At 65.9% G+C, this 844-nt stretch carries 1 protein-coding gene; it reads right to left on the bottom strand.

The annotated features are described in order from the left end of the window. Window positions 1-425 precede the first annotated feature (425 nt). Window positions 426-844 (bottom strand): hypothetical protein (locus tag BQ17_RS21475; protein WP_218068093.1); only part of this gene is annotated, 419 nt, incomplete at its 5' end.

Genomic DNA, 844 nt, shown 5'->3' with positions numbered 1-844 from the left:
GGCCGCTCCAGCGGCCAAGGTTTCATGACGCTGGAGCGTCCGGACTTGCTCCCACGCTGGAGCGTGGGAGCCAGAGGGCCCACGGATCAACACAGATTGGTCTTCATCCGTGTCGATCCGTGTTCATCCGTGGTTCTCTGAACCGATTTTTCCTATAGGAAAACACGGCTCAAACCAGGCCGGCGACGCCGGGAGCCGACACCTGAGACCGTCGTTCCGGCTGGGACGCCGCAACCCAGCCCGCGTAGGGTGGGAAAGGCCAGGCGCCGTCCCGCAGGGAGCCTGGCCGCAACCCACCGCAAGGCGGGATGCGCTGTGCTTTCCCGCCCTACGGACTAGGGCTCGTAGCCTCTCCGAGGCACTCCGCGGCGCGGAGCTTCCGCGTTCCCACGCGGCGCGTGGGAACGAGAGAGTCTTGGCCCCACCTACCGGCGACAGGTCATTCCGAGCTGCCGCAGGATTTCTTCGATCTGTTGTGCCTCCGGGATCCGCAGTCGTCTGGCGTCGGTCAAGGCGAGGCAGAGCAGCTCATTGGCCTGCGCGCGCTCCTCGGCCCGTCCCCGAGCCAGCAGATTCAGCGCGATGTTAGCGCGGCAGACCAGTAGCCCATGCACGTTGCCGAGGCGCTCAAAGGCCCCAAGCACTTCGTCGGTCAGGATGCGTAGGGCCTCATCCAGCTTGCCGCGGGCCTGGAGGATGTCGGCGATCTTGCCCTGGGTCACCGCCTTGGACCGCACATCGCCCAGGCGCTCATAGACCGGCAGCTGTTCTTGGGTGCGGATGCGCAGGGCCTCATCGAGCTGGCCGCGCCTCTGCAGGATGTCGGCGATTTTTCCTTGGGTCA

Source organism: Candidatus Thiosymbion oneisti (assembly GCF_900092655.1).
Lineage (GTDB): Bacteria > Pseudomonadota > Gammaproteobacteria > Chromatiales > Chromatiaceae > Thiosymbion > Thiosymbion oneisti.
The sequence above is the reverse complement of the archived record's forward strand: the minus strand, read 5'-3'. Positions and strand labels throughout refer to the sequence as shown.